The organism is Paenibacillus intestini (assembly GCF_030803945.1).
Lineage (GTDB): Bacteria > Bacillota > Bacilli > Paenibacillales > Paenibacillaceae > Paenibacillus > Paenibacillus polysaccharolyticus.
Genome location: NZ_JAURUN010000003.1, coordinates 641,067 through 654,077, shown reverse-complemented (window position 1 = coordinate 654,077; position 13,011 = coordinate 641,067). Strand labels below are relative to the sequence as shown.

Here is a 13,011-nt window from a genome sequence, read left to right as displayed (position 1 = left end):
TTCAATACTAGTTCATCGATATGATCAAGGCTTATTCGTAAAAAAATAACAACCTTTCGGTTGTCAAAATGATTTCGGCTATCGCCGTATGCAGTTGAAGAGCAGCCCTGGGGCTTACTCTTCTTCTTCGTCCTGCCCTTTAATCACAACAAGGTGATCACCATAAATCTCTTCCAAAGCAACGCCAACTTGTTTATGGGACTTTGCGTTTCTCAGCTCTGTTTTTTCGCCTTCACGAAGCTGTCTCGCACGGCGGGAAGCAGCAACAACCAGGGAATACTTGCTGTCAACTTTGTTCATCATTTCATCAATTGAAGGATACAGCATATTAACAAAACACCTCTTTGCTTTAGTATAATCACAAGTTGCCGCCGGACAGAACCTGATGTTGCGTGTCCTCACGTAGAAGCAGCAGTCCAGAATGAACCTCAACCTTAACATGATATGACAACTGCCCCATGAATATCGCTGTACGCGGCGGCAAAAGGGATTATTTATTGATCTTACAATGTTCGGCGATAATGATACTTTCTATTCGTTTGCAAGCCGAATCAATCTCATCATTAACCACGGCATAGTCATAGTGCTCGAGCAGATTGATCTCATCGACTGCTACAGACATCCGGTGATCAATCGTCGCTTGACTTTCCGTGCCCCGTCCTTGAATACGATCCTTCAACTCATCCAAAGAAGGAGGAAGCAGGAAAACAAAAATTCCTTCAGGGAATTTCTCCTTCACTTTAAGTGCACCCTGAACCTCAATCTCTAGAATAATATCTCGGCCTTCGTTGATCGTTTTCTCCACAAAATTACGCGGAGTGCCGTAATAATTGCCCACATACTCTGCATGTTCCAGCAGTTGATCCTCGGCAATCATTCTCAAAAACTCATCATGAGAGTGGAAAAAATAGTTCACTCCATGCTCTTCACCCAAACGTGGCTGACGAGTGGTTGCTGAAACCGAATAAGTCAGATTCGGCACCCGCTGGCGCAACGCACTGCATACTGTACCCTTCCCGACCCCAGATGGGCCGGACAACACTATCAGTAATCCCTTAGACATATTACACTCCATTTTATTCGTCGTTATCATCATCTTTCGAGGAAAGACGATGGGCGACCGTTTCAGGCTGAACTGCAGACAGAATAACATGATCACTATCCGTAATAATTACGGCACGTGTACGTCTTCCATACGTTGCATCAATCAGCATGTGACGATCTCTAGCCTCTTGTATAATTCTCTTGATCGGCGCCGATTCCGGACTCACGATGGATATAATCCGGTTCGCCGATACGATGTTACCGAATCCAATGTTAATGAGTTTGATTGCCATAATCAGGTTCTTCCCCCTATACATGCGACTCTTTTGCCGAAATTTAGCCGTTCATTCGATGTTCGCCGCTTGCTCACGAATCTTCTCCAGCTCCGCTTTCATCTCGACAACACGGTTCACCAGAGCCAAGTGGTTGGCTTTTGATCCAATCGTATTAACCTCGCGATTCATCTCCTGAATCAGGAAGTCCAACTTGCGGCCTACCGATTCCTCGCTCTTCAACAATTCTCTACATTGTCCAAAGTGGCTGAGTAAACGCGTAAGCTCCTCTTCAATGTTGGAACGATCAGCAAAGACTGCGATTTCCATACCCAATTTATGCTCATCAAAAGGGAAAGAGCCGTCCTCCTGCAACTCCGTAAGACGCTGTCTCAACTTGTTGCGGTAATCGCTCACCACAGTGGGTGCAAGTGCAAGCATCTCGGTGTGTAGTGACTCCAGACGGGTAATCCGCCGTTCCAGATCATTGGCCAGATGAAGACCTTCACGAGCGCGCATCTGCTCCAAACTGGACAGAGCTTCGTTCAACCCAGCCTGCAGAACCTGCTCCCACTCGTCTTTTTGTTCCTCTTGGATGGGGCTTGTCCCATCCGGTTGAACCATAACATCCGGCAAACCTAGCATATCCACAATACTTGGCTTGCCCTGCATTCCAAATTGAGACTCAAGCCGCTCTGCAGCCTGCAGATAGGCCCTGACCGCCTGCTCATTCAGAACAGCGGGGAGAGCCTGGTCTTCCTCTTTTTCTTTCATTACATAAACATCAATCCGCCCACGCTTCAAGCGGCCCTGTACGATCTTTCTCAAACCATCTTCATAATACGTCCACTCTCTAGGCAGACGCATCATCACTTCGCAATAACGATGATTGACTGATTTGATCTCCAATTGTACCTTGTAGCCGCCAAAATGAAAGGCGGATTGACCGTATCCGGTCATACTGAATGACATCGGCATCACATCCGTTTTACTATTGTAATTGATTATTAGGGTTGAAACAAGTAGGACATTGATGCTCCGATTTCTCCCAGACGTATTGAGTCAGTTCTGCCGTCATGCCATAGAACATAAACGGAGTCATCAGATAGATGCCCTTGAAGTGCTCTGTAGCTACATCCAGTAGCTCTTTTGCAATCGTCACTCCCATGGCACGCCCCTCTTCACCTTCCAGTCCTGCCATCCGTGAACGCACTTCATCGGAAAGCTGGATACCTGGAACCTCATTGTGCAGATACTCTGCGTTTCGGCCGCTTGCGAGTGGCATAATACCGACAAAAATAGGAATGTCCAGATGTTTGGTTGCCTCACGCATCGCCACGATCAATTCCGGATCATACACCGGCTGAGTCATAATATAGTCTGCCCCGGAGGCAATTTTCTTCTCAAGCCTTTGTACCGCTTTGTCCAGATGTTTCACGTTCGGGTTGAAGGCCGCTCCAATAACAAAGCCGGCTTTCTGTTTCAACGGTTTACCCGAAAAGGCTACACCATCATTCAGTTGTTTAATCATTCTTATGATTTCAAACGATGTCAAATCGTACACGGAGCTTGAACCAGGCAAGTCACCAAACCTTGCAGGGTCGCCCGTAACGGCAAGCACATGGTTAATGCCGAGTGCATCGAATCCCATCATATGGGATTGAGTTCCGATCAAGTTACGGTCACGGCAGGCAATATGCACAAGTGCACGAAGTCCTGTGCGATCCTGCACCAGATGTCCGAGTGCCATATTACTCATACGTGTTACAGCAAGGGAGTTGTCAGCAAGCGTAAGGGCATCCGCTCCTGCCGCTTTCAGTGTTTCGGCACCCTTCATAAACTTGGCAATATCCAAATCACGCGGGGGATCAAGCTCTACAATGACCGTGTGGCGTTGTTTGACCAGATCAACAATGGTTGGCTGGCCCCCTCGTCCTGCGCGTTCATCCACATTCTCATGAAGTACAATGCGTGACGTAATCTCGGCAGGATCAGGTTCAGCAATCGGCTGAGGTACGTAATCCGCAAGCGCTTCTTTAATCGCAGTGATGTGATCCGGCGTTGTACCGCAGCAACCGCCGATAATACGTGCACCAAGATCCGCAAACTGTATTGCAGTCTGACCAAAGTACTCTGGTGTTGCACCGTAACGGAACTGACCATCCACATAGTCCGCCGCACCCGCATTCGGATATACGGACATCGGAACACCGATACGTCCAGAAACGGTTTCCATCGCACGCATGATCCCGTTCGGACCAGACCTGCAATTGAAACCGATGACGTCAGCCCCCTGTTCGCGCATGATACGAAATGCTTCAGGCATTGTGTAACCGTCCAGCGTATGGCCTACATCCTCTACCGCGAATTGTCCAATCACAGGCAGGTCGCTCAGCTTGCGGGCCTGCAAAAGAGCGATATCCATCTCTTCGATATCATAGAACGTTTCAAGCAAGATGCCATCTACGCCTTCGTCTAGTAACGCAAAAATCTGCTGTTGATAGAAGCGTTTCAATTCACTAGTAGACACATTTGTCCGTTTGCCGCCGCGAATCGAACCTACTGCACCCAGAACGTAGCCCTCTGCCCCTGCCACTTCTTTCGCGATGCGTACGCCCGCACGGTTCACATCCTCCACTTTGGACTCTAGCCCAAATTTAGACAACTTGTCAAAGTTAGCCGAGTACGTATTGGTCTCGAATATATCCGTGCCTGCATCACGATAACGACGATGCACATCAGCCACAACTTCAGGTGAAATTAAGTTCAACTCTTCATAAGATATCCCTACCGGAAATCCCATTTGATATAGAAATGTCCCCATGGCCCCATCCCCAACAAGGACACGTTGCTTCATCGCTGTACGTAAATCTGCCTTCATCCCGTTTCCCCCCGCCTGACTGTGATCGTTTTCATACTAATGTAACACAAAAAATGCTTAAAAACGAAGAAAAACACAGGTATTTACTGTATGTCCGACTCCAGTGGACATTCCTGCGAAATATGTGCTGAATTCGTCCTTGATGACCGGACAGCATGTAACATCTTGTCTAATTTGGATAAAAAAAGAGGCCCTGCAGGCCTCTTCCGTGTAACCCTCTACTTTTTTCAAGAAACTATGAAGTAAATCCTTTGAAAACAACTTCGGCTGGTCCCGTCATATAGACGTGGTTATCCGCCTCGTTCCACTCAATGTTCAGATCCCCGCCTTTAAGGCTAATTACAGCAGTACGATCTGTATGACCATTCAGTACAGAGGATACCAGCGTTGCACAAGCGCCTGTTCCGCAAGCCAGTGTCGGACCAGCGCCACGCTCCCATACACGCATGTCTACATATCCGCGGTCGCGTACCGTTGCGAATTCAACATTAATTTTTTTCGGGAACATCGGGTGAACCTCAAGCAATGGCCCCCATGTTGTCAGATCAAAATTCACCGCATCATCGACATAGATGACCGCGTGAGGGTTGCCCATAGACACCGCTGTGAATTTGAATGCATGTCCATTCGCTTCAATGTTGTGATTGACCACCGGATTCGCATCCACTGTGGTAGGTACTTGAAGACCATCCAGAATCGGCTCGCCCATGTCTACCCTTACGGTCTCTACCTTGCCATCCCGGATATTAAGAGTTACAGGTTGAACCCCTGCACCAATCGTTTCAATCGTAATTTGCTCGCGATCAACATGCCCATGGTCATATACATACTTGGACACACAACGGATCGCGTTGCCGCATTGCTCCGCTTCAGAACCGTCCGAGTTCATGATGCGCATCTGAAAATCCGCCTTCTCCGAAGGCAGTATATAAACCAGACCATCTGCTCCGATACCGAAGAACCGATTGCACCATTTTACCGCAAGTTCAGCCGCATCTGCTGGAAGCTGTTTTTCACCAAATACAACGATAAAGTCGTTGCCTAGTCCGTGCATTTTCGTAAATTCCATATCTTGCCCACTCCTTTTGGCAGTCTTCCGCCAAAGCTTTATAGTTTATTTATAGCTAATCTTCATATCATGCGCACAAAGCATACAAAAAAAGCTATCCTGCAAAATATCAAAGCTTTCGCTTTGAATCATTTTGAGGATAGCATATCGAAACGAGATATTAAAAGCTATTGATTTTATGCTGAAAACTTTGTACTTTTCGGTACGAAGCGTCCAGGACCGCCCATGCGGCGACGATTCCGACGACCACCCCAGACACTGCCAGCCCCCATAAGGAATGTTGGAATGCCTGCGGCTACGATACAGATAGCCCATTCTCGCAGACCGAGAGGTACCGTTTTGAAGATGGGTTGCAACGGCTCCACATACATTACCACCAGCATCAGCACAACCGATGAGATAACAGCCAGAACGAGATATTTATTCTGCAACGGATTGCGGTGGAAGATCGAACGGGAACTTCGGCAGTCAAACACATGAATCAACTGGGCGAGCACCAATGTAGCAAAAGCGACGGACTGAGCTTTGAGTAGCTGACCAGGATGATCCGGTGCGGCCTGAAGTGTCAACCAGAAGGCACCGAGCGTACATAGTCCGATCAATACACCGCGACTTATGATTTTCCAGCCCAGCCTGCGTGCAAAAATATTTTCCTTTGCGCCGCGAGGTTTGTGCTCCATCAAATCTTTTTCCGCCTGATCCACCCCGAGCGCCATCGCTGGCAAACCATCGGTCACCAGGTTTACCCATAGAATCTGGATTGGCACGAGTGGCAACGGCAAGCCCATCATCATGGCAAAGAACATCGTTAAAATCTCGCCGACATTCGAAGCCAGCAAATAACGGATAAACTTGCGAATGTTCTCATAGATGTTACGCCCTTCTTCAATAGCCGCCACAATGGTGGAGAAATTATCATCACTCAAAATGAGAGATGAAGCTTCCTTTGTCACATCCGTTCCCGTGATGCCCATGGCAATCCCGATATCCGCAGCCTTGATCGCAGGTGCATCGTTGACGCCGTCCCCAGTCATCGCGACAACGTGTCCTTTGCGCTGCAACGATTTGACGATACGCAATTTGTGCTCAGGCGAGACTCTGGAGAACACATAGATATCATTGACCGTTTTATCCAATTGTTCATCCGTCATGCCTGCCAGTTGCTGCCCGCTTAACGATGCTCCTCCGCGCGGGAGAATACCCAGCTGATGAGCGATCGCTTCCGCTGTTGTTCCATGATCTCCCGTGATCATCACTGTCCGGATGCCCGCTTTGCGGCATGTCGCAATGGCATCACGAACTTCACGGCGAGGTGGATCGATCATGCCAGCAAGCCCAACAAATACAAGCTGGCTTTCAGCTGCATGCTCGTCAGCCACATGTTCCTTCGGCTTGACTTCACGATAGGCCATACCAAGAACTCGCAGAGCGTTACCAGCCATACTTTCGTTGGCAGCCATCACTTTCTGGCGCAGAGTCCCGGTGAACGGAACCACCTTGCCTTCCCACAAAATATAACTGCAATGCTCAATCAATACATCAGGTGCCCCTTTGGTATACACCATACGCCCACCTTGATGTTTGATCATAACAGACATCCGTTTTCGCTCGGAGTCGAACGGGAATTCCTGCTCTCGATCGTATAATTCCTTGAGTCCTGCAGGAGTAAGACCCATTTTAGAAGCCATGGCTACAAGTGCACCCTCTGTCGGGTCCCCTTTTAACTCCCAGAGCACTTGGTTAGCACTAACTTGCTCTTCCTCCTGCTGGCCGTTCTTCCGGCCTTTCTTGCTCTCTTTTTTGGACTCTTTACTCTTTTTCTTGCTGGCTGGATCGTTTACAATCGTCTCGACAATACTGGCATTGTTACAAAGTGCACTGATCTGTAGCATTCTTCGTAAGGACTGATCATTTTTCAGGTCGAGTATTCGATCATTTTCCAACATATGACCTTCTGGTGCATAACCGTCTCCAGTCACCTTAATGCTGCGCCCTTCAAGCCACACGTTCGTTACCGTCATTTTGTTCTGTGTCAGTGTACCTGTCTTATCCGAGCAGATCACCGACGCGCAACCTAACGTTTCTACAGATGGCAGCTTACGTACGATGGCCTTACGTTTGATCATCCGCTGGACACCTAACGCCAGTGCAATCGTAACGATAGCCGGCAATCCTTCCGGTATGGCTGCCACGGCGAGACTGACACCTGCCAGGAACATGCCTACTGCGGGTTGTCCATGAAGGATACCTGCGACTACGACCATCACCGTTAATCCAAGTGCAACAAAGATCAGAATTTTGCCTAACTGCTCGAGTCTGTGCTGTAGCGGAGTCTCCTGCTCCTCCGTATTTTGGATCAGATCAGCGATTTTCCCCATCTCGGTGTCCATCCCCGTCCGAATGACAACTCCCTTGGCTGTACCGCGTGTGACCATAGTGCCCATAAAACCGATGTTTTTTTGATCCCCTAAAGGAACATCGTCACTAGCTATAGGTCTGCAATGTTTGCTGACAGGCACGGATTCTCCGGTGAGTGCCGACTCCTCTACATCGAGGCTGTTGGTTTCCAGCCAGCGCACATCCGCAGGAATGCGGTCACCACTTTCCACCATGATAACATCTCCCGGTACCAATTGTTTGGCCGCAAGATGTACCTCCTGTCCCGACCTGAGTACTTTGGCGGCAGGAGCCGACAACTGCTTCAGTGCTCGAAGAGAACGTTCTGCCCGGAACTCCTGTACAAATCCCAAAATAGCATTCAATACAATAATTGCCACAATCGTTACTGCATCCAGATACTCTCCAAGTAAACCGGATACCAGCGTCGCTCCCATGAGAACTAACACCATGAAGTCCTTAAACTGATTCAGCAACAGGGTGATCGGGGATATCCGCTGTCCCTCGCTCAGTTCATTTGAACCAGCAATTTTCCGCTTCTCTGCTGCCGCTTCGTCCGTCAACCCTTCCTGCGGGCTCACGCCGAGAGTTTCACGAAGCTCTTCGTCGTTTAATTGATGCCACTTGGTATGTTCCATGCTCCAAAATTCCCTCCCAGTCCTATTTCATCTGCAATGCAAGCTCACATGTTTCACCGGCATGTTGCTAGGGCAGGCTGTACACTATGCCGGACAAACTACCTGCTCTATATGTATTCGGACAGGTCCGTGAATAGCACCCGGAAGCTGAATCCTTTCCCTCATGGGCAGAATAAGCTAAAATAAAGGTCTGCGTAGATTACTGCTCAACTCCGTTATTTGGAAAAATGCAGTCAGCCATCGTATAAAAATGTTATTACATAGGCTGCGGTTGCCTGTGAACCGTTATAGATGATGCATTCTGCATGAATTCATTCAGATGCTAGATAGAGAGGAAGTGGACAATATGGCACTTGACGGTATTGTAACCCGAGCCATCGTACATGAGCTGCAAGGCTGTATCGGAGGACGTATTAGCAAAATTCATCAGCCTAACGGCCATGATGTGGTGCTTACCCTGCGCGCTCAGCGCGGTAACAGCAAACTGCTTGTATCGGCAAGCCCGACATATCCGCGTGTACATTTTACAGAGAAAACATTTTTGAATCCGACAGAGGCACCGATGTTTTGCATGCTGATGCGGAAACACTGCGAAGGGGCTATCATTGAGAATATCCGTCAGATTGGAATGGAACGGATCATTCATATCGATGTGCGTCAGCGGGACGAGCTTGGAGATGTTTCGGTCAAACGAATCATTATCGAACTGATGGGACGTCACAGTAACATCATTTTGCTTGATCCTACGACGGATGCGATATTAGACGGGATTCACCATGTCACACCATCAATCAGTAGTTATCGTGTGGTTATGCCTGGTTTTTCCTATACTGCACCGCCAGAGCAACATAAAAGCAATCCGTTAGAGGTATCCCAAAACGAGTTTGAGCAGAAGATTGCTACTGCAGCAAATGTAGATGCAGACGAAAATGAAGCTGGATCACAAACGGACACAACTAAAACGGCTATAGAAACAAAAGCAGACGCCTCACGTTGGCTCGTCAATGCTTTTAGTGGGATGAGTCCGCTGATTGCAGGTGAGATTGCAACGCGAACAGGTTCCGATTCAGATCGCATGGAAGCAGGAGCACTTTGGACTGCTTTTAAGTCAGTCATCGAATCTGTAAAAGAACATCAGTACACCCCTGTAACAGGGCTGAACGCCAAAGGCAAAATGATCTTTTCCGCTATTCGACTAGAGAGCATTCAGGATCAGGAAAAAACGTACGATACGATGAGCAAATGTATGGAGGATTACTACGGGGACAAGGCCGAGCGAGATACCGTTAAACAAAGAGTAAGCGATCTGCTCCGGTTCCTGCAGAATGAGCGTAGCAAAAACATTAAAAAGCTCGATAATCTTAACAAAGACTTGCTTGAAGCCGACGATGCGGACAAGTACAGACTATGGGGCGAGTTGTTATTCGCATCCCTGCACTTGGTCAACAAGGGTGATAAGAGTGTAGAGCTGATTAACTTCTACGATGAAGATCAGGGCAACATTACGATTCAGCTTGATCCACTGCTCACACCTTCTGATAATGCTCAGCGTTACTTCAAACGTTATAACAAATATAAAAACAGTCTGGCTGTCATTCACGAGCAACTTGGTAAAACCAAGGATGAAATCGCCTATCTGGATAATCTGCTTCAGCAGCTCTCCATCGCCTCCATGAACGATATCGAAGAAATTCGAGACGAACTTGTACAGCAAGGTTATCTGCGTGATCGGAACAAAAAAGGCAAGAAAAAGAAGAAAAATGATCGTCCAACTGTGCATCAGTTCACTTCATCAGAGGGAATTGACATTCTGGTCGGCAAAAACAATCTACAGAACGAGTACGTGACCAATCGCCTGGCATCAGCTAATGATACTTGGCTGCACACTAAGGACATTCCGGGTTCCCATGTCGTTATTCGCAGCACTGATTTTGGTGAAGCTACGCTGGAGGAAGCCGCTCAACTCGCCGCTTATTTCAGCCAAGCAAAGGAATCAAGCAGTGTGCCTGTGGATTACACGTATATCCGTCACGTTCGCAAACCAAGTGGTGCAAAACCCGGATTTGTCATATACGACCATCAGAAAACTCTGTTTGTAACACCAAACGATGAATTAATTAAAAGCTTACCATCCACGATAAAAAATGGATAAGCTGCCACTTATCTTATAGGATGAGATGTAACGATAACCAAAAAAATCCCCTGCCAGCTAAGGCTGAAGGGATTTTTTTGGTTACCATATATGTTTAGAAAAGTAACACATGTCACTCCATTTATTAATTTTATTGTATATTTATTCACATTACCGTATAATAACTCCGTATTAATTCAATGAATACATAAAACATAAAAGAAGGATGTGTACTATGCCGATTCATATCAGAGAAACTCGCTCGGAAGATCTGAAACAACTGACAGTATTGATGCATGACTACGTCGTAGGTTTCTACAATAATCCGTGGCCAGGTGACCAAGCAATCGAACTTTTGATTAACAACCTGCTGGAGCAGCAGATCGGCGCTCAATTTGTAGCAGAAGAGGACGGAAAGTTGATTGGATTCGCTACGTTGTTTTTCACGTACAGTACGATGAAAGCAGAACGTGTAACGATTATGAATGACCTTTTTGTCACGGAAGCATTCAGAGAAGGAGAAACCGAAGCCAATTTATTCGCACGCTGTCAGCAATACACGCATGAACATGGATGTGCATATATGTCATGGATTACAGCCATGACTAACGAGCGTGCGCAACAATTATTCGATCGGCTTGGAGCTAAACGTGGCGATTGGGTTAACTATTCAATTTAAGGATAAACACATCCTAATGATGTTATCTCTTGCTGTGTGAAGCCGCCTGCAGTCTTTCGAGCACATCAAAAGGTACCGTCTTGCTACCCAGATCTCCATGAAAAACAACGCCTTGTCGTTCGCCATGGTAATCTGATCCGCCGGTCACTATAAGATTATAAGCTTTAGCCATCTCTGCATATCTACGTTCCTCTTCCGGGCCATGGTCTGAATGAAAGACTTCAATGCCATCCGGAAGGGATTCTGTGATAATACGGCGTACTAATTCATCATCGCTATAGAGACCCGGATGCGCAATTACTGCAGCACCTCCTGCAGCTCTAATCCACTCACAAGCATCCTTAGGCGTAACTCGGGGGACAGATACGAAGCCAGGCTTGCCTTCAGCAAGATATCGATCAAATGCATCTCGCATGTCGGTAGCGTATCCCTTTTTCACCAATACATCAGCCATATGAGGTCTACCAATACTCTCATCTAGCGCTAACGGTCGTCCGAGTCCATCCAGTACTTCCTGCCAGCTTATATCCAATCCTAGTTGCTGGAGCTTGCCAATAATCAGATGATTCCGTTCCTCCCGCGCTTCTCTCAATCCGCGCAACCGTTGCAGAAATAACTCATCCTCCGTATTCACGTAATAACCGAGCACATGAATATCTTTACCACCAGCCCGCGTGCTGATTTCAACTCCAGCTATAACATCGATACCGTACTCTTTTCCCGCTTGCTTCGCTTCGGCTGCACCTGCTACCGTATCATGATCCGTTAAGGCTACCGCAGCCAGTCCTCTCTGTTTTGCAAGCTTCACATTATCAGCCGGTGGTTGCATCCCATCTGAAGCCTGACTATGCGTATGAAGATCACAGCGTCCTTGATGCTGATCCATTGGCTCCCATTCCTTTCTGATTGAAATTTTACAGCCCTTTCATCCTTAAGCCCGTTCTCCCTGCTCGAGCTCCTGTTGTCGCAAATACCCTAGAAAGGCAACAGCCGACAAAGGCAACAAAGATGACTTAAGGTGAATGGCATAAAACTGCCGTTTGAATTCAAGCCCGCGAATATCCACAATATGTACAAGCCCCAGGGCCAGCTCATGCTGCACGGACGAAGGAGACAACATCGTAATGCCCACGCCAGCCTCTACAGCCGATTTGACCGCACCTGTACTCCCAAGCTCCATAACCACATTCATGTCATTCGGATCTATTTTTTTCTTTTGCAGTTGACCTTCCATCACTTGGCGAGTACCTGAACCTTCCTCACGTAGCACAAAAGGGTAGTTCATTACCTCTTCCAAGTTTACTTTTCCACGTCCTGCCAGATCATGTCCTGCTGGTACAATCAGTTTCAGTTCGTCCTGCATCACAGGTTCGACGATCATATCCGGATGATTTACCGGTGCTTCGATTAATCCAAAATTCAACTGGTGCTTCAAAATCTCATCCATGATCTGCGTGGTATTCATCACTTTCATCACAATCGAGATATCGGGATACTGCTTGGCAAAGGGCCCAAGCATACGTGGCAACACATATTCACCAATGGTCAGACTTGCTCCAAGCTGTAATCTTCCCTGCAATTTCTGCGTAAAAGCAGACATGGCTTCATCTGTCTGACGAACCAGTTCCACACTTCGCTTGGCGTGAGGCAGTAATGTCCTCCCTGCCTCCGACAATTCTATTTTTTTGGTGGAACGATGCAGCAGTTTAGTCCCAAAATAATCCTCCAGCGATTGGATCTGCATCGTCACGGCCGGTTGAGTCATATGTAACGCCTGCGCAGCTGCGGAAAAACTCCCCTTTTCCGCTACCGTATAAAAAATGTGCAACTGATGAAAATTCATATCTTCGCCCCTCTTCTACTACACTTACTATATTGTATCCGATTTCCAGTCTGGCAA

Annotated in this window: 11 protein-coding genes; 2 read left to right on the top strand and 9 right to left on the bottom strand. The window is 47.4% G+C overall.

What is annotated here, in order from left to right; translation table 11 throughout:
* Positions 1-114 precede the first annotated feature (114 nt).
* The 7 genes from rpoZ to J2T16_RS12145 all read right to left on the bottom strand — a co-directional run bounded on the left by rpoZ (position 115) and on the right by J2T16_RS12145 (position 8,301).
* Positions 115-327 (bottom strand): DNA-directed RNA polymerase subunit omega, encoded by a 213-nt coding sequence (rpoZ, locus tag J2T16_RS12175; protein ID WP_090923643.1) that lies wholly within the window; start codon positions 325-327, stop codon positions 115-117.
* Between the two features lie 163 nt (positions 328-490).
* Positions 491-1,063: a guanylate kinase gene (gene gmk, locus J2T16_RS12170; RefSeq protein ID WP_154888312.1), complete on the bottom strand. Its 573-nt coding sequence runs from the start codon at positions 1,061-1,063 to the stop codon at positions 491-493.
* 13 nt (positions 1,064-1,076) lie between these two features.
* A complete protein-coding gene (gene remA / locus J2T16_RS12165; protein WP_006209218.1) occupies positions 1,077-1,337 on the bottom strand; it encodes an extracellular matrix/biofilm regulator RemA in 261 nt (86 codons plus the stop codon).
* 51 nt (positions 1,338-1,388) lie between these two features.
* Complete coding sequence (locus tag J2T16_RS12160; protein ID WP_090923645.1) at positions 1,389-2,288, bottom strand: YicC/YloC family endoribonuclease; 900 nt, start codon at positions 2,286-2,288, stop codon at positions 1,389-1,391.
* A gap of 19 nt (positions 2,289-2,307) precedes the next feature.
* Positions 2,308-4,197 carry a bifunctional homocysteine S-methyltransferase/methylenetetrahydrofolate reductase gene (locus J2T16_RS12155; RefSeq protein WP_336120336.1) on the bottom strand — a complete coding sequence of 630 codons (1,890 nt, stop codon included), beginning with the start codon at positions 4,195-4,197 and terminating at the stop codon, positions 2,308-2,310.
* A gap of 235 nt (positions 4,198-4,432) precedes the next feature.
* Positions 4,433-5,266 carry a diaminopimelate epimerase gene (dapF, locus tag J2T16_RS12150; RefSeq protein ID WP_090923647.1) on the bottom strand — a complete coding sequence of 278 codons (834 nt, stop codon included), beginning with the start codon at positions 5,264-5,266 and terminating at the stop codon, positions 4,433-4,435.
* Positions 5,267-5,442: 176 nt separating this feature from the next.
* Positions 5,443-8,301 carry a calcium-translocating P-type ATPase, SERCA-type gene (locus J2T16_RS12145; RefSeq protein ID WP_090923648.1) on the bottom strand — a complete coding sequence of 953 codons (2,859 nt, stop codon included), beginning with the start codon at positions 8,299-8,301 and terminating at the stop codon, positions 5,443-5,445.
* A 346-nt stretch (positions 8,302-8,647) separates the two neighbouring features.
* On the opposite strand from J2T16_RS12145, the gene J2T16_RS12140 reads away from it, so the two are divergent.
* Both J2T16_RS12140 and J2T16_RS12135 read left to right on the top strand, forming a co-directional pair.
* Positions 8,648-10,453, top strand: a complete 1,806-nt coding sequence (locus J2T16_RS12140) for an Rqc2 family fibronectin-binding protein (protein WP_336120337.1) — start codon at positions 8,648-8,650, stop codon at positions 10,451-10,453.
* Positions 10,454-10,667: 214 nt separating this feature from the next.
* Positions 10,668-11,111, top strand: coding sequence for a GNAT family N-acetyltransferase (locus J2T16_RS12135; RefSeq protein WP_221789054.1), 444 nt, complete (start codon positions 10,668-10,670; stop codon positions 11,109-11,111).
* A gap of 22 nt (positions 11,112-11,133) precedes the next feature.
* Here J2T16_RS12135 and J2T16_RS12130 read toward each other — a convergent pair whose 3' ends face one another.
* Positions 11,134-11,997 carry a PHP domain-containing protein gene (locus tag J2T16_RS12130; protein ID WP_221789053.1) on the bottom strand — a complete coding sequence of 288 codons (864 nt, stop codon included), beginning with the start codon at positions 11,995-11,997 and terminating at the stop codon, positions 11,134-11,136.
* Positions 11,998-12,042: 45 nt separating this feature from the next.
* Positions 12,043-12,954 carry a selenium metabolism-associated LysR family transcriptional regulator gene (locus J2T16_RS12125; protein WP_221789052.1) on the bottom strand — a complete coding sequence of 304 codons (912 nt, stop codon included), beginning with the start codon at positions 12,952-12,954 and terminating at the stop codon, positions 12,043-12,045.
* Positions 12,955-13,011 lie beyond the last annotated feature (57 nt).

What these genes read in the sequence shown, in the direction of transcription:
- J2T16_RS12130 (WP_221789053.1), bottom strand. Translation starts at nt 11,997, where the DNA reads ATGGATCAGCATCAAGGACGCTGTGATCTTCATACGCATAGTCAGGCT.
- dapF (WP_090923647.1), bottom strand. Translation starts at nt 5,266, where the DNA reads ATGGAATTTACGAAAATGCACGGACTAGGCAACGACTTTATCGTTGTA.
- J2T16_RS12145 (WP_090923648.1), bottom strand. Translation starts at nt 8,301, where the DNA reads ATGGAACATACCAAGTGGCATCAATTAAACGACGAAGAGCTTCGTGAA.
- J2T16_RS12155 (WP_336120336.1), bottom strand. Translation starts at nt 4,197, where the DNA reads ATGAAGGCAGATTTACGTACAGCGATGAAGCAACGTGTCCTTGTTGGG.
- J2T16_RS12135 (WP_221789054.1), top strand. Translation starts at nt 10,668, where the DNA reads ATGCCGATTCATATCAGAGAAACTCGCTCGGAAGATCTGAAACAACTG.
- J2T16_RS12160 (WP_090923645.1), bottom strand. Translation starts at nt 2,288, where the DNA reads ATGTCATTCAGTATGACCGGATACGGTCAATCCGCCTTTCATTTTGGC.
- gmk (WP_154888312.1), bottom strand. Translation starts at nt 1,063, where the DNA reads ATGTCTAAGGGATTACTGATAGTGTTGTCCGGCCCATCTGGGGTCGGG.
- J2T16_RS12140 (WP_336120337.1), top strand. Translation starts at nt 8,648, where the DNA reads ATGGCACTTGACGGTATTGTAACCCGAGCCATCGTACATGAGCTGCAA.
- rpoZ (WP_090923643.1), bottom strand. Translation starts at nt 327, where the DNA reads ATGCTGTATCCTTCAATTGATGAAATGATGAACAAAGTTGACAGCAAG.
- remA (WP_006209218.1), bottom strand. Translation starts at nt 1,337, where the DNA reads ATGGCAATCAAACTCATTAACATTGGATTCGGTAACATCGTATCGGCG.
- J2T16_RS12125 (WP_221789052.1), bottom strand. Translation starts at nt 12,954, where the DNA reads ATGAATTTTCATCAGTTGCACATTTTTTATACGGTAGCGGAAAAGGGG.